At 41.8% G+C, this 14,623-nt stretch carries 12 protein-coding genes; 7 read left to right on the top strand and 5 right to left on the bottom strand.

All coding sequences use genetic code 11. The features are described from left to right. Positions 1-9: 9 nt before the first annotated feature. The 4 genes from JWQ54_RS18300 to JWQ54_RS18285 all read right to left on the bottom strand — a co-directional run bounded on the left by JWQ54_RS18300 (position 10) and on the right by JWQ54_RS18285 (position 2,965). On the bottom strand, positions 10-1,590 hold the full coding sequence (locus tag JWQ54_RS18300; protein ID WP_299587719.1) for a PTS system mannose/fructose/sorbose family transporter subunit IID: 1,581 nt from the start codon (positions 1,588-1,590) through the stop codon (positions 10-12). 107 nt (positions 1,591-1,697) lie between these two features. Continuing rightward, on the bottom strand, positions 1,698-2,168 hold the full coding sequence (locus JWQ54_RS18295) for a PTS sugar transporter subunit IIB (protein ID WP_299587717.1): 471 nt from the start codon (positions 2,166-2,168) through the stop codon (positions 1,698-1,700). Continuing rightward, positions 2,161-2,595: a hypothetical protein gene (locus JWQ54_RS18290; RefSeq protein ID WP_299587714.1), complete on the bottom strand. Its 435-nt coding sequence runs from the start codon at positions 2,593-2,595 to the stop codon at positions 2,161-2,163. Before JWQ54_RS18290 ends, JWQ54_RS18295 begins: the two co-directional genes overlap by 8 nt. Before the next feature lie 103 nt (positions 2,596-2,698). Then, positions 2,699-2,965, bottom strand: a complete 267-nt coding sequence (locus tag JWQ54_RS18285; RefSeq protein ID WP_299587712.1) for a hypothetical protein — start codon at positions 2,963-2,965, stop codon at positions 2,699-2,701. 136 nt (positions 2,966-3,101) lie between these two features. On the opposite strand from JWQ54_RS18285, the gene JWQ54_RS18280 reads away from it, so the two are divergent. The 7 genes from JWQ54_RS18280 (at position 3,102) to JWQ54_RS18250 (ending at position 11,627) form a co-directional block, all read left to right on the top strand. Further along, positions 3,102-4,922 (top strand): glycoside hydrolase family 9 protein, encoded by a 1,821-nt coding sequence (locus JWQ54_RS18280; RefSeq protein WP_299587709.1) that lies wholly within the window; start codon positions 3,102-3,104, stop codon positions 4,920-4,922. Positions 4,923-4,933: 11 nt separating this feature from the next. Continuing rightward, complete coding sequence (locus JWQ54_RS18275; protein WP_299587706.1) at positions 4,934-6,073, top strand: redoxin domain-containing protein; 1,140 nt, start codon at positions 4,934-4,936, stop codon at positions 6,071-6,073. 289 nt (positions 6,074-6,362) lie between these two features. Further along, positions 6,363-7,130 (top strand): ThuA domain-containing protein, encoded by a 768-nt coding sequence (locus tag JWQ54_RS18270; RefSeq protein ID WP_299587703.1) that lies wholly within the window; start codon positions 6,363-6,365, stop codon positions 7,128-7,130. 125 nt (positions 7,131-7,255) lie between these two features. Then, positions 7,256-8,014, top strand: coding sequence for a ThuA domain-containing protein (locus JWQ54_RS18265; protein ID WP_299587700.1), 759 nt, complete (start codon positions 7,256-7,258; stop codon positions 8,012-8,014). Between the two features lie 73 nt (positions 8,015-8,087). Continuing rightward, positions 8,088-8,621, top strand: a complete 534-nt coding sequence (locus JWQ54_RS18260) for a DUF4468 domain-containing protein (protein WP_299587697.1) — start codon at positions 8,088-8,090, stop codon at positions 8,619-8,621. A gap of 13 nt (positions 8,622-8,634) precedes the next feature. Then, the gene (locus JWQ54_RS18255) at positions 8,635-9,393 is read left to right on the top strand and encodes a ThuA domain-containing protein (RefSeq protein WP_299587694.1); all 759 of its coding nucleotides are present in this window, start codon (positions 8,635-8,637) and stop codon (positions 9,391-9,393) included. Between the two features lie 206 nt (positions 9,394-9,599). Next, positions 9,600-11,627 carry a hypothetical protein gene (locus tag JWQ54_RS18250; RefSeq protein ID WP_299587691.1) on the top strand — a complete coding sequence of 676 codons (2,028 nt, stop codon included), beginning with the start codon at positions 9,600-9,602 and terminating at the stop codon, positions 11,625-11,627. A gap of 52 nt (positions 11,628-11,679) precedes the next feature. Here the strand turns inward: JWQ54_RS18250 and JWQ54_RS18245 are convergent, their stop codons facing one another. Beyond that, a complete protein-coding gene (locus tag JWQ54_RS18245; protein WP_299587688.1) occupies positions 11,680-14,598 on the bottom strand; it encodes a triple tyrosine motif-containing protein in 2,919 nt (972 codons plus the stop codon). Positions 14,599-14,623 lie beyond the last annotated feature (25 nt).

Raw genomic sequence — 14,623 nt, 5'->3', positions numbered from 1 at the left:
CCTGTCAAATTAAGCAAACAAATGGACCATACTGCCTATAAAGCCCAGTGCCAGCAAGCCCAGTAATAAATGGGTTGTTTTAGCACCATTTTTTACAAAATAGTAAACCAAAAAGGTTAATCCCAATGGTATAATAGCCGGTACTACCTGGTCTAAAACACTTTGAATAGTTATTTCCGACTTATCTGAACCAATACTTATAGGGGTACTGATTGACATTAAAGTTGCCGGCATTGCCCCAACTACCATCAAACCCAATATAGATGCACCTTTAGTTAGCCTGTCCATTACATTGTTTTTGGCAAGGTTTTGCAGAAATTTAGTTCCGGCGTTATAGCCTATAAAAGTGAGGTTATACCTGAGTACAAGGTGCGGTACATTAAATACCAGCAGGAAAAGAACCGGCCCCATGATATTCCCTTTTATAGCCAGTGAGGTGCCAATTCCGGCGGCAATAACTTTAAACGTACCCCAAAACAGCGAGTCGAATACACCGGCCAGCGGACCCATTAAACCCAGCTTTACCGTGCTTATTGATTCCTCATCAAAATCGGCATCATTGCTGTTTTGCTCTTCCATTGCAGCGGTTATTCCTAAAATAAGGGTTGAGCCATACGGGCTGGTATTAAAAAGCTGTAAATGCCTTTTCAGTGCTGCAGCCATGGCTTCTTTGGTAGTATAAAGTCGTTTTAAAACGGGGATAATAGAAAACGCGAAGCCTGTATTTTGCCAGGTTTCAAAATTGAAATTGGCCTCAAGCGCAAGAGATCTTAAAAACAAGTTGCGAATATCTCTTTTGTTAAGCTTTCGTGCGGGTTTAATAGCCTCTTTACTTTCTTTAAAATCTTCATCCTCATCATCGCCATCTGTTTTGGGTGTAACTTGTGTTATTATCAGCGCTATAATAATTCCCAGGCCGCCAATAGCAATTACCGGTAATTTTAAATAAGCAGCCAGCATAAAACCCAGGAAAAAGTACGGTGCAACTGTTTTGTTGAACATCAGGTTCATTAAAAGTGCAAAACCTAATGCAGGCAGCATATTTCCTGCAACCTGTAAGCCCGTTTGTACCCAGGCGGGGATCAGGGCCAGGAAATCTTTCATAACCGTTGCGCCCAATTGCAGGGCCAGCAGGATGATAATCCCCATTAATATAGGGCGGAGGATCCCGGAGAGGATATGCAGCCGCTGGATCCCATTAAAATCTCCCTCATCGGCATATTGATTGAACTTTTTATTGATCACAGCCCTGAATACAAAAAGACTGCTGATCAGCATTTCGGCCAGTATAGATACCGGCACGGCAATAGCCAGCGCAATAGCAGGCCCTTTGCCCGAGATAATGGCGAAAGCTGTACCCAATACGCCGCCTGTGATAACATCAGGCGGTATTGCTGCACCAACTTTTATGTTGCCCATAAATATCAGCTCCAAAGTAGCGCCGATAATTACACCCTGGTTTAAATCACCAAGTACAAGTCCCACTAACGGGCCAAGCACCAACGGGCGGCTCAGCAGTGTGGTACCCAAAAAATCTTCGGAATGGCCAAACATGGCTATGAGCGCAATAAGCAGGTACGAAATTGACATATGTTTTAATTAATGTTGTATAGGGAATCAGGAAATCAAGAGTCAAGAAGCAAGATAAAAAAGAAATATTCTTGACCCTTGCTCTCTTGATTCTTGCATCTTTTTTCTCAAATAAGGCTTCCTACCATTTGCTTTGTATCAGTTGGTACCTGCCTTAATTCAAGTTCTATACCTTTATCCAATAGTTCTTTTATCAGGGTTATATCATCATCATTAATGGAAACAGCTTTTGAAATAAGCCTGGCGCCATCTTTTAACCTGATTCCTCCAAAATTTACCGACTTAATTTCAGATACCTCGTTAACTAACGCGTAAGCATCTTTAACACTGTCTATTATCAATAATATTTTCAGGCTGCTGCTTTTTTCATCGTTTAAAAATGCAGCAGCATCCTTTAATGATTTTATCAAAAGCTTGGTGCCGGCTGGTTTGGCCAGTCCAAGCGCCATCTTCAAAAATTCATCCTTAGCAACTTTATCATTTGCTATTAAAAGGCAACTAACACCCAATGCCGGCGTCCAGGTAAATGCAACCTGCCCATGCACTAATCTATCATCAATCCGGGTAAGCTTAATCATCCTGATCTTCTTTTTGAGCGGTTAAAAGTTTATTTACGTATGTCATTTGTTCTTTAGCATTATTAAGTGCCGATGCTATTACTTCCTCAACCGGTGTATCAGTATCACTCATTAAAACCTCAATAAGCAAGGGTAAATTAAATCCTGATATAACATGCACATTCGGCTTTAAAGCATGCTGCAATATTTGGTTGGTAATGCTGCCGCCAAGTATGTCACAAAATACAACCAGTTCATCAGTATCGCTCACCTGGTCCAGTACTTCATTTATCTGTGTGTCAACTGCAATATCAGCGTTTATATAGGCTTGTATCAAAAATACATTTTCAATAGCGCCGATAATCAGATCTAACGATGACTTTACCCCTGCGGCAAACGTGCCATGGGTAGCAATCAGGAACTTCCTTATTTTATCACTTTTCTCCATCCGGTATTATTGGTATTTGTTTAATAAATTGGCATTACAATATATGCATTTTTACATTGTGCAATAATCAGCCAAACTTTAATTAAATACTATTTTTAAGGCACTACAATACCACTACTATAGTTTTTATAGGATTTTTGTCCGTTAAAACGGATGGATTAAAATCCATCCCTACAAAATTGGCCGAGCCGGTGGTGCTGAATTGGGTGTAAATTATGCTATCTGTTACCCAAAAATCAGAAGAGTAGCTTCGGTCGATATTGTAACAACGGATTTTAATCCGTTGAAATGAAATGCAGGCATATACATAAATGCGTTTCAAACACACCATTGCCGATACACCGACAGGTGAATTATCAAATTTTATCAAACCGTAGTGTTAATGTAGGGGTATGAAAATTCTTGCGGGAAATGTAATATATTAGCTTTGGACTTCCGGGATGCATGCCAACATCCATTAATAATATAAACCCTCAATATAAATAATGCTCATGGTTTTATCAAGTATGAAAAATTGGATAATGTATTTATTGTTGTGTATGCCGTTTTTTCTGCATGCACAATCAGTAAAAATAGTTACCAACCATGTAGGCTATGAAGATAGCAAAGCAAAGCATGCTATTATAGTTGCCGATAGCAAACTGAACATAAATTCATTTAATTTGGTTGACGCAGCCACGGGTGCATCTGTATTTACAGGTAAACCTGTATTTAGCGGTGCCGTTAATAAATGGAAGAACTTTCAATTCTGGACGATTGATTTTAGCCCGGTTACAACACCCGGTACATATAAGCTGCAAATAACTTCGCCAAAAGACCTTGTGTCTTCCTACCCGTTCATCATTGGGAAAAACGTGCTGGAGAAAGCCACCATATCTGATGTGGTGTATTACTTTAAGGGGCAGCGCAGTTCGGGCTTATTGGATAAGGCTGATCATCACTTGTTATTATCAGGCAAAACAACAGATACTATTGATGCGCACGGCGGCTGGTACGATGCCACCGGCGATTATGGCAAGCATCTTTCACACCTGTCATTTTCAAATTACTTTAACCCCCAGCAAATTTCATTAACCGATTGGAGCCTGTTTAAAACCTACGAACTTTTAAACGCCAGGCCAGGTACAGATTTCAGGCAGTTTAACCGACGGATATTGGACGAGGCTATGTATGGCGCTGATTATTTGGTGAGGATGCAGGCCAAAGGCGGGTCGTTTTACCGTTCAGTTGGTGCTCCAGGTCCCGGGAAATTGCCAAAGGACAGGATGATCCCTGCAGAAGAAGGCGGCTACCGGATAAAGAAAACAAAAGACCAGGCATTCAATAAAAGCGCCACAGAGAAAAGCTGGCGGCTTTATCAATCGAGCTATCGCTCCGGTGCTGGAATGGCCATAGCAGCTCTGGCAATGGCCTCAGCTTACCCGGTAAGCGGGGAATTCAGCAATGCTGATTATTTAAAAGCTGCAGAAAATGCCTTTGCTTTTTTAGAGAAGGATAACAAACAAATGGATTACGACGGCAAAGAAAATATGCTGGATGATTATTGTGCCTTAAATGCAGCTACTGAGCTTTATAAAGTAACCAAAAAGGATGTTTACAAGGCCGCGGCTGCAAAAAGAGCCGCCGGTATAATGGGCCGACTGGTTACCTGGAAAAACTATAAAAATTATTTCAGGGCTGACGATAAGGATCGCCCGTTCTTTCACCCATCGGATGCCGGGCTGCCACTGGTTAGCTTATTGTATTATTATCCTTATGCTACTGCGGATGAGCAGGCACAGATCAAAAAAACTACAAAAGAATCGATGGAGTTTGAGTTTGCTATTACTCATGAGGTAAATAATCCATTTGGCTACAGCCGCCAACTGGTGCAGGATACTTTAGGCAACAGGCACAGTTCTTTCTTTTTTCCGCATGGCAGCGATGCCTCGCCATGGTGGCAGGGCGAGAATGCGCGCCTCGGCTCGGTAGCCGCTGCTGCAAGGATGGCCGCCAATATTTTTAGGGATGATAAACCTTTTCATGATCAGCTAGACGGTTTTGCACTCGACCAGTTGAATTGGATCCTTGGTTTAAATCCTTTTGATAGCTGCATGCTGCAGGGAATAGGACACAATAACCCGGCCTACGGATTTTTCGGAACTTTTGAATATACCAATGCACCCGGCGGAATTGTAAATGGCATAACCTCCGGTTTTGATAACGAGGATGACATCGATTATAATATCCCGTATGCAGTATCAGGTAAAGATTCTGACTGGCGCTGGGCCGAGCAATGGCTACCACATACCGCCTGGTATTTATTGGCAGTTTCTATAAATGATTAAATCTTAAACAGATGAAAAAGTATATAACAAGTTTAGTTTTTATTTTAACGCTTTGCAGCTTTGCATCCGCTTTTGTGGATCATAAAACATTAGCAACAGGTGAAACCGCACCCGATTTTAGTCTGCCCGGTATTGATGGCAAAACCTATACCCTGCAATCGTTTAAAAATGCAAAGGTGCTGGTAATTGTTTTTATGTGTAACCATTGCCCAACATCGCAGGCTTATGAGAACAGGATGATTAAGTTAACCGGCGATTATGCAGCTAAAGGAGTAAGCGTGGTTGCTATTAACCCTAATAACCCAGCCGGGCTCCGTTTGGACGAGTTGGGGTACAGTGACCTTGGCGATTCGTTCGAAGAGATGAAGATCCGCGCAAAATACATGAAGTTTAATTTCCCATACCTGTATGATGGCGAAACCGAAATAACCTCAAACAAATATGGCCCGGTTGCAACACCTCACATTTTTATTTTTGATAAGGATAGAAAACTGCGCTATAACGGCCGCATTGACGATATGGAGAACCCGGCAAAAACGCCGCACTCGCTTGACGTGCGGAATGCCATTGATGCCATTTTAGCCGGTAAGGAAATAGCCGTGCCGGTTACCAAAACATTCGGCTGTTCCATAAAGTGGGCCGAGAAAAGCGTATGGCTGGAAAAGGCGCAGATTGAATGGGCCAAAGAGCCTGTAAAACTGGATACGCTTAGTGCCAACGGCATAAAGGAAGTAATAAAAAATCACACAGATAAATTAAGGCTGGTTAATTTATGGGCTACCTGGTGCGGCCCATGCGTTGCCGAATTTAGCGACCTGGTTACCCTAAACCATACCTACCGCGATAGAGGCCTTGAATTTGTAAGTATAAGCGCCGACGATCCGGCTAATAAGGACAAGGCCCTGAAATTTTTGCAGCGTAAGCAGGCATCGGGTCTTAATTACATCTACAGCGGGGATGATAAATATAAAATGATAGAGGCTGTTGACCCTAAATGGGACGGCGCATTGCCGTATACACTTTTGGTAGAACCCGATGGTAAAATTGTTTATGCTCACCAGGGAGCCATTGATGCGGAAGAATTAAGAAAAATAATTTTTGATGACCCGATGATGGGGAGGATTTATAAAGAGCCGGTTGCAAAACCATAAAACACTGTTGAATGTATTTTGCACTCGTCTACAAATTGATTGCTTCGTAGGAGCTCCCTCTTTGTAGCATTTTTTAAACAATAAATATTGCTCCGTAGGTGCAACCCATAATAGCAAGGCGATAATACACAATGTAGAAGGGTAGCCTCTATGAGGCACAAAGTTTGGCAATTACATTCTACAAAGAGGTAGCTCCTACGGAGCATATGGTACTAATGGATAAATTGTAGTGATTGAAAAGGGAATAAAAATTGAATTTAAGAACTTATAATAATCAGCAAAAATTAAAATGGTCAAATCATTCAAAAAAGCTTCGGTATCAGCTTTAATTATTCTTGCTCTTTTTAGCTTAAAGGCTAATGCCCAATTTTCCAAATTCAAAGTGCTTGTGGTTGCCTCGCAGGCCAAGGATCATTGGAAAAGCATCTCCGCAGGCAAAGAATTTTTTGAAAAACTGGGCGCTGAAAACCATTTCGGTGTTGATTTTACGGATGATACCAGCAAGATCAATGATGCCAATCTGGCCAGGTATCAGGTATTCGTGATGTTCCATTTAGCGCCCTTTGATATGTCGGCAAGCCAGCAGGCGGCTTTGCAAAAGTTTGCGGAACAGGGCAAGGGCTGGGTAGGCGTGCACGCCGCCGGACTAACCGGGAAACAGTTTTTGGGGCCGAATTCAACTGCAAAATATTGGCAATGGTTTGAAACTTTTATGGGAGGTGTAACCTATTCGCCGCACCCCGCTTTCCAGGATGGGACGGTTGTGGTGGAGGACCATAAGCATCCGGTTACAAAAAATCTGCCGGCAAAATTTTGGCTTTCGGACGAGTGGTACGAGTGGGATAAAAGTCCAAGGGGTAATGTGCGGGTTTTGGCTACGGTTGATGAATCAACCTATAAGCAAAACAAGCCAATGGGCGATCATCCCATGGTTTGGACAAACGAAAATTTTCACCGGATGATCTATATCTGTATCGGCCATTCACCAACTGCACTGGTTAACCCAAGCTATATAATATTAATGCGTGATGCCATTTTATGGGCAGCATCAAAATAAAAAACAGATCCCTCGTGCCCTCTGTGTCTGCTCCGTTACCACTCGGTATTTTTTACCACAGAGTTCGCTGAGAGATTCACAGAGTAACACTGAGATTAAAAAAGATAATATCAACCAAAAAGAAAATGAAAAAATTTGCATCAGTAATTGGGCTTTGCGTATTGGGGATTTGCAGCGCATGGGGGCAAAAAGCGCCGCGTTTTAAAGTAATTGCTCTTTATGAAAATGGTGGCCACCATATTGAATATTCAAGAGCAGCTAAAATATGGCTGGATAAGCTGGCAGTTGATAGTAATTTTACTATTGATTATATTCAGAATACAGATAAAATTGATGATGCTTTTTTAGCTAATTACCAGCTGTTTATTCAATTGGATTATGCTCCTTATGGCTGGAAAGAAAAAGCGGCTGCTGCTTTTCAAAATTATATTGAGCAGGGTAAGGGCGGCTGGATTGGCTTTCACCATGCCACTTTGCTGGGCGAGTTTGACGGCTATCCCATGTGGCAATGGTTCAGCAAGTTTATGGGGGATACGCGATATAAAAACTATATAGCAACTTTTGTAAAAGCAAAGGTAAATGTTGAGGATAAGGCACACCCGGTAATGAAGGGCGTTTCCCCTGCATTTATAGTTGAAAAGGAAGAGTTTTATACTTATGAAAAAAGCATGCGCCCAAATGTACATGTGCTTGCTTCGGTAGATGAAAGAACCTATGTGCCCGACTCTGATATTAAAATGGGCGATCACCCGGTAGTATGGACAAACCCCAATTACAAGGCGCGCAATATTTACATATTTATGGGCCATTCGCCCATCCTTTTTGAAAGCAAGGATTATACAACAATGTTTAGCAATGCCATTTTTTGGGCAGCAGGGAAGTAGGGGAATTCGGAAGTCGGAATGCCAATTGCGAAAGTTTTAAAGTCGATAAGTCGGAAAGTTTTAAGATAAGATCATGATAAAGAAACTAATAATTATAACCCTAAGCCTATTGCCGTATCTGTGTGTCGCCCAGGGCGACATACACCCGGTAATAATGCAGATGAGGAACGGGAAGATCTATTTTGATAATACCTATTCGCTTAATGCCGGTCTTAAAAAGGAAGAACTTTTTAGCCGTGCTGTTAACTGGTTTAAGGGGGCTTTCCAGGATCCTGATAAAGGCGCAATTACTACTGATGAGAAAAAGGGAGAGATTAGCGGGACCGGTGTTTTTAAAATTGTAACAAGCGCATCAGGTAATTATTACTGGTTGAGGTTTGCTATAAATATTACAGTGCATAATGCCACTTACGAGCTTAAAGCTTATGATTTTTATGAAAAGCCGATTGAGCCCGGCATCTCAAACGAGTATTCAAAAATTGAATACCGCTGGTGGGATTACAGGCAGGGTAAGCCCTGGGGGGCCGAGGATAAGCCGTTGTTTGAGGGGATGAGTAAAGATCTTAATGAAATGATGGCATCTCTGGAAACAACAATGAGTAAATAATACAATAGATGTTATGAAAAGAAACATACTGAAAGTAACGCTGAGCCTGATCGTATTACTGATACTGCAAACCTTAACTTTTGCCCAGGTGCCGAAATTTAAAGCGCTGGCATTATTCTCCACCAATGTAGAAAGTGATCACGTTGATTTTGCCATTGATGCCATGAAGTTTTATAGCAAAATGGCAACCGAGAAGGGCTTTGTTTTTGATACTACCTCCCGCTGGGAAGACCTGAACGATGAAAAATTAAAGAACTACCAGGTTGTAATTTGGCTTAACGAGTTTCCGCATAACCAGGCGCAACGAAGCGCTTTTGAAAAGTTTATGGCAAACGGCGGCGCATGGCTGGGTTTTCATGTATCGGGGTATAATGATAAGTACACCAAATGGCCTTGGTTTGTAAGCTTTTTAGGGGCAACTTTTTATAACAACAACTGGCCGCCGCTGCCCGCTAAAATGATTGTTGATGATAACACCCATCCGGCAACAAAGCGCCTGCCTAAAAATTATACCGCGCCAATAAACGAATGGTACGGCTGGAAACCAAATCCGCGGGATAATAAAGATATAAAGATACTGGTTACGCTTGATCCTGCTAATTATCCATTAGGTAAAAAGAATATTATTCATGATGGGGACATTCCCGTTGTATGGACAAATACCAAATACAAAATGATTTATATGAACATGGGGCATGGAGATAAGAATTTTACTTCTGATGTTCAGAACCAGATGTTTGAAGACGCCATTATGTGGTTGGGTACAAAATAACTCCGCGCACACTGTGTCTTCTCTGTAACTCCGTGGTTGTTTTTACCACAGAGCTCACAAAGTGACGCACAGAGGGCACTGAGTTTTATTTATCTGCAGAATGCGAGTATATCTGCGAAGACGAACTGTTAATGCAATGTTTAAGAGCCGGTTATCCTAAAGTTTGAGAAGAAACTGTTAAGAATCACTCTTTAAACAAAATAGCAATGGCAAAAACATGTTTACTTTACACCTTTTTGGTGCTGATCTTGTGCGCAGGACAATCCTGCAAACAAAAAATTGATGACGATAGCCCCACTTACCCGCTTGATCCGTTAACAGCAACAGAAATGAAAAAAGTTGTCCAAATTTTAAAGGACAGCAAAACAACAACGGGTAAGGATATTTTTAATATCATCAACCTGAAGGAACCGCCTAAATCTGAGGTCTTGGCTTATAAACCCGGCACACCTTTCAGGCGCGAGGCTTTTACCAGCTTTTATGACTATGCCAAAAATGGCGTTACCGAAGCGGTGGTTGACCTTAATGCAGGTAAAGTAATTTCTGTTAAAAACGTTCCCAATGTAATTGGCATGGGCCTGGAAGCCGACTCGGTAGCCAATGCTATTGTAAAAAAAGATGCAGGCTGGGTAGCGGCGCTAAAAAAGCGGGGTATCTCCATTGACTCGGTAACCCACCGCAGCATTTTTACAGGCGATATCGGCATTGCGCCTATCGGGCACCGGGAGCAACTGGTAATTGCCCGGCGTAAAAAGAATAATGTTGATATTGAAGGCTTGATGGCCTACACTGATTTCACCACCGGTAAGATCCTAAAGATAGTTGATGAGGGCAATAGCTTTAGCGCTGCGGTTGATCTGAATTATTTTAATAAAGATTCAATTAAGGAGCTTAACAAAAGCACGTTGCCGCTTATTATCACTCAACCCGAAGGCCATACGTTTAATATTAAGGGCCATGAAATTACCTGGCAAAACTGGAAGTTGCGCTATGGTGTGGACAACCGCGAGGGCCTTGTAATTTACGATGTGAAATATATAGATAAAGGGAAAGAGCGTTCTGTTATGTACCGCGGCTCGATGCCGGAAATGTTGGTGCCTTATGGCTCGCCTGACCTGTTTCAGGCGTCGTATAACTTTTTTGATGCGGGCGAATACAGGCTGGGGCAGGGTGTTGCACAGTCGATGAGCCCGGGAGCTGATGCGCCGGAGAATGCCGAATACATGCCAGCAGTTTTGCACCGGGAAAATGGGACACCGTTCCAGATTGACAGAGCTGTAGCGGTTTTTGAAGAATACGGTGGGACACTATGGCGCCATGGTACAGTTTCGCGCAGGGCAACCAACCTGGCCATAAAGTATTACACCATGATTGAGAATTATGACTATGCCTTTACCTGGCGATTTAAGGAAGATGGCACCATTGATGTTGATGTGGAACTGACGGGGATAGTTGAGGTAAAAGGCGTTCATCGGGTTAATGAAATGGATAAGCCTGATAAAAATGACCTGTCATACAATGGGCATTCCTTCGGGACGCTTGTCCATAAACATGTGGAGGCTATTAATCACCAACACTTTTTTGTTTTCAGGATGGACCTTGACATTGACGGTGCGCAAAATAACAGCGTGATGGAAATGAACTCGAAACTTGTTCCGGCGGGTAAGGATAATCCCTATGGCAATGCATTTTATGTAGACGGAACCATGTTTAACACAGAGTTGCAGGCACAACGCGATGTTGATTACTTAAGCGCACGCAACTGGCATATTTATAATAACAAAGGAATGAGTGATTACGGGCAGCACGTAGGTTATATGCTGATGCCGGGTACGCAGGCCAAAACATTTGTGCCAGAAAGCTCACTGTTGCGCAAAAAAGCCGGGTTTTTAAATCACCAGTTTTGGGTTACCCAATATAACGAAGGCGAAGAATATCCTGCAGGGAAATACCCGGCTAGTAATAAAATTTATGATGGCCTGCCCGAGTGGACAGCAAAAAACCGGGCTATTAATAACAACGACCTCGTGGTATGGTACGTTGCAGGGATCACACATATCGTAAGGCCCGAAGAATGGCCGATAATGTCGGTACATCATATGGGCTTTTCTCTGATGCCTTTCGGCTTCTTTTCAAGTAATCCAACAACAAACAACAGTAACCCTGATTTTATAAAGCAGAAGTTTAAGGATGTGGTTGTTAAACAGGATGGTTCTGATATAGAGCATCAGTAAGCCCTATTGTCATTGCAAGCGATTGCCACGCTATCGCTTGCAATGACAATTTTTAATTAGTTATATCTATCAAAAAATCATACAGATGCACATCTGTTGAAAGATTAAGCTTTTTGCGAACCCGGTACCTGCTGATCTCAACGCCTTTAAGGGAGATGTTAAGCAGCTGCGCTATTTCTTTTGAGGTTAGGTTAAGTCTTAAATAGGCACAAAGCTTTAAATCGGTTGAGCTAAGACCCGGGAATTTGGTTTTCATGGTGCTTAGAAAATTATTGTGCACCTGGTCAAAGTATATGGCAAAATGGTTCCAGTCGTCGTTGTTTTTATCCGTATCGCTCAAAAGTTTAAAAACGCTTCTGAACTGGTACAAAGGATCGGGAATATTCAGCCTCTTTGTTAATACCATCAGTTCATCCTTAATGTTCAGCAGCAGGCGGCCCCTGTCAACCAGGTGCATGGTTACGGTTGCCAATTCCTTATTTTTGTAATTAAGCTCAGTTTCCAGGTTATCGTTCTTTAAAGCTATGATTTCCTTTTCATTGCGGTCAAGCTCCAGACTGTGTAAATATTGTAATCTTTTTTGCTCATCCTCGTGCCTTTTTTCGTGAGCTTTAAACTTTTTGTGCTGTGCCCTTGCAGCCCAAAAAATGGCGCAGGTTATCATTAAAACATAAAAGAAATAGGCCCATGCAGTTTGGTACGATGCAGGTTCAACCTTAAAAGTATAGCTTACCGGGGCAGATGCATTGCCCAGATTATTGCGCGCCTTTATCGAAAACGTATAGGTGCCGTACGGCAAATTCGTATAATCCTTCTCTGTTTTAGGCGACCATTTCGACCAATCCTTATCAAACCCTATCAACTTATAGGTAAACTCTTCGTTGCTTTTTTGGGCAAATAATGTTGATGAGTATTCAAAGTGGAATGAATTCCAGTGATTGGTTACGGTGGGAATATGTTTGGTGTATTGAACATCGGTTATTTTGTTATTTTTCATAAAATAACCGCCAAAAATCAGACTGTCCTTTTCGGCAATAGTTTTAACCGTGGTTAGCAATACATTCATTGTACGTTCTGTGGCAATATATTGGCGGTAGTTTAAATGAAAGATCCCATTTGCCGAACCTACAAAAATATTTTCGGCGTCATAAGGATATATAAATCCGGAACCCTTTACCATCTGGCCGGCCATCTCGGGGAAATAAACAACATTATATGGCTTATTTGCCGACGGTTTTGTAAAATCAACAACACCAACCCGCTGATTGCTGATAAACCAAATATTACCGCCCTTATCTTCTGTTAAATACTCAATGGTAGCATCGCCAAAAATGGGATTAAACCAAGCTGAGCGGATAAATTTATTTTTAACAGCGCTGTATTCAAAAATGCCTTTTTCGGTGCCGGCAATAATTTTATTTTTTATAAAATATACCTGGTTATTCAATATAGAAGGTAGTCCGTTTTTTTCGGTATACTGGGTATATATGATAATCTTTTTTTTGTCCGGCGACAATTGTATTTTGTAAATACCCCTGTATGGGTGTGATGCCCATATTGTGTTAGTATTATCCCTTGCAATGGTAGAGAGAGACTCATAGATCCCTTCAATTTTTCCTGCGCTTGTGAAATTACCGTTTACATTTTTTACAAGTTGTAAGCCTGTATAGGTGCTAATGATAATGTCATTTGAGTTAGGAATGGGCTTAAACATCCAGGCACCCTGCCCGGTTGTTATTGGCTCGGCCCGGTTGTTGCGCAATAGCATTGCGCCGTCCTGGTGTGCTAAAGCCAGGTTATGATCTATCTCGCTTAAATTATATACCTGGCCCTTCGTGTTTCCAACCCCGGTAAAAATGCCTTTGCTTTTGCTGATATCCTTCTGCTGATCGAGCGGGATGCTGTATAACCCGTTTGATGTGCCGATAAACAGCTTTTTATTAAATACAATTGCAGCATTGCTTTTTACCTGGTTTTCTTTATCAATGTAGATGTGCTTTACTGATGTATTATAATTTATAAAATCGAGCCCGTTCTCAAGACCGAGCCATAAGTTTTTATCGTGATCAATCAGTACAGCATGTATATTGTTATTTTGCAGGCCCTCGTTAATTGAAAGACGCTCAACCAGGTTCCCTTTTCCATCAATTATAAAAAGACCTTTTGCCACGCTGCCTACGGCATAGCGGTCATCTGCTATCTTTTTTGTACAGGTAACAAGGTCATTGTTTAGGATATTATCAATCGCGGTGCTTTTTTTAATGAGAGATGACCCTGTCATTAAAAACAAACCTTTTTTTAAAGTGGTAACCAGCAGGGTATCCTTTTTATAATCAATTATCCCGGTCACCTGTAGTTCGGCAGTAGGTGAGGCACCGCAGCAGTGTTGCCATTGGCCACTTTTAAAGATCATCAGGCCTGAATCCTTATCTTCAGCATAAAGCTGTGAGCCTGCTTTTGACAATAAGCGCCATCCCCCCGGGGCATCGAATGTTTTTAGCTCGTTGTCTTTTAGCTCAAAAATGCACTCAATGGTGCGAAAGAACACCTCGTTATTAAAAAGAACAATATTCCATATATCAGCAAATTGCCGGGCTTTTTGGGGCAGCAGGTTTTTTAATGAGTGAAATTTTAAAATGCCATCCTTATCCGGAAAAAAGTAACCAATCTCATCTTGTCCCCCACAATAGATCCTTCCGGAAGGATCTACCGCCACCGATTTAATGGAGGCCTTGTTGGGCATCTGGTAAGTTTTCCAGTAGCTCCCATCGAACGATAATAGTCCTTCATCGTTTGCGAAGTATAGAATGCCATTTTTATCCTGGTTAACATCCCAAATTTCGGTAGCGGCATTATAATCGGCGTGAGTATAGTTTTTAATAGCCGGTATACCAATGGTAGGCTGCGCAACTGCCAGGCCGGTTAAAGCAAGGAATACAATAATTAATAAAACGTTTTTTTTAATTAACATTCCGGCTAAATAATTAGAACCGTAA

Source organism: Mucilaginibacter sp., assembly GCF_028288225.1.
Lineage (GTDB): Bacteria > Bacteroidota > Bacteroidia > Sphingobacteriales > Sphingobacteriaceae > Mucilaginibacter.
The sequence above is the reverse complement of the archived record's forward strand: the minus strand, read 5'-3'. Positions and strand labels throughout refer to the sequence as shown.

Coding starts and splice junctions, on each gene's coding strand:
- JWQ54_RS18300 (WP_299587719.1), bottom strand. CDS start 1,590: ATGTCAATTTCGTACCTGCTTATTGCGCTCATAGCCATGTTTGGCCAT.
- JWQ54_RS18295 (WP_299587717.1), bottom strand. CDS start 2,168: ATGATTAAGCTTACCCGGATTGATGATAGATTAGTGCATGGGCAGGTT.
- JWQ54_RS18280 (WP_299587709.1), top strand. CDS start 3,102: ATGAAAAATTGGATAATGTATTTATTGTTGTGTATGCCGTTTTTTCTG.
- JWQ54_RS18265 (WP_299587700.1), top strand. CDS start 7,256: ATGAAAAAATTTGCATCAGTAATTGGGCTTTGCGTATTGGGGATTTGC.
- JWQ54_RS18260 (WP_299587697.1), top strand. CDS start 8,088: ATGATAAAGAAACTAATAATTATAACCCTAAGCCTATTGCCGTATCTG.
- JWQ54_RS18255 (WP_299587694.1), top strand. CDS start 8,635: ATGAAAAGAAACATACTGAAAGTAACGCTGAGCCTGATCGTATTACTG.
- JWQ54_RS18270 (WP_299587703.1), top strand. CDS start 6,363: ATGGTCAAATCATTCAAAAAAGCTTCGGTATCAGCTTTAATTATTCTT.
- JWQ54_RS18290 (WP_299587714.1), bottom strand. CDS start 2,595: ATGGAGAAAAGTGATAAAATAAGGAAGTTCCTGATTGCTACCCATGGC.
- JWQ54_RS18275 (WP_299587706.1), top strand. CDS start 4,934: ATGAAAAAGTATATAACAAGTTTAGTTTTTATTTTAACGCTTTGCAGC.
- JWQ54_RS18245 (WP_299587688.1), bottom strand. CDS start 14,598: ATGTTAATTAAAAAAAACGTTTTATTAATTATTGTATTCCTTGCTTTA.
- JWQ54_RS18250 (WP_299587691.1), top strand. CDS start 9,600: ATGGCAAAAACATGTTTACTTTACACCTTTTTGGTGCTGATCTTGTGC.